The sequence below is a fragment of the Vibrio sp. D173a genome, from assembly GCF_030248475.1.
Window position 1 is genome coordinate 1 of sequence record NZ_JAHGAH010000734.1, and the last position, 915, is coordinate 915.

Below are 915 nucleotides of genomic sequence, written 5' to 3' on the forward strand. Positions count from 1 at the left end.
CTGGAAAATAGCTACAAATGGGCAGCCAGCATTATTCGAGTTCATTCCAACCAACTCAGCGAAGGGCGAATCGAGTTGATCATCGAAGATGATGGCCCGGGAATCCCAGAAGAGAAAATGAGCCAAGCGGTTAAACGTGGCGTGCGCTTAGACGAAACCACACCGGGGACAGGCTTAGGCTTAAATATCGTGAATGAGATGGCCCACAGCTATCGTGGACAACTCAATCTAGAGAAAAGCTCAATGGGTGGTTTGAAAGCGACGCTTATTTTGCAGTTGTCTCAAGGCTAAAATGAAAAGAGGTACACAACTGTGTCCCTCTTTTCATATCATCGCCTTTCTTAAATCTCTTACCCACCAATCACCAAGATATTGCCATCGGTAAAGTAATCATGGTCATCGTTTAGAACCTCGGCTCTCGCTAAAGGTTGTTGTTCTATCGATACCTGTGGGAGGCTTTGTCGCACCTGCACTTCTAAGCTGTCACGCTCTGCATCTACATTTGGGTCGATGTTATGCAGTATGGTCACGATACCTGAGTAGGGCGTGAGCTTTAATCCATTGTCGTAACTGATTGCACCAAGCCACTTGGTGCGCTGTGTTTCTGGGTCTAACCCAGCACGCCACCAACGAATGTGGCTACGCTTCATCAAATCACCCGGCAACTGAAAGGCCATGTCTTGTGGTTCGCCTCGCCAATAGAGATCCGACACTGGTGGCGTATTTTCTTTGAGTAAGGTTAAGTAGCCCGTCCACTCAATCTCGTTACGTGAAAAGGTTTGATTCTCTATCCAACCCAACTCTCCCATCAGCTCTCTCGGGCTCTCTCCAATGTAAACCACGTTTATCGCTTGTGCATCGTAGAAAGAGGACTTACCCGGAAAGGCTTTATAAGTCACTGTATCTAAATGTATT

General features: G+C 47.0%; 2 protein-coding genes. One reads left to right on the forward strand and one right to left on the reverse strand.

Annotated elements, in window-relative coordinates:
• Positions 1–291, forward strand: a 291-nt coding sequence (locus KIV40_RS28895) for an ATP-binding protein (protein WP_285352658.1), incomplete at its 5' end; no start/stop codon positions are given.
• A gap of 59 nt (positions 292–350) precedes the next feature.
• Here the strand turns inward: KIV40_RS28895 and KIV40_RS28900 are convergent.
• Positions 351–915, reverse strand: a 565-nt coding sequence (locus KIV40_RS28900; RefSeq protein ID WP_285352660.1) for an LssY C-terminal domain-containing protein, incomplete at its 5' end; no start/stop codon positions are given.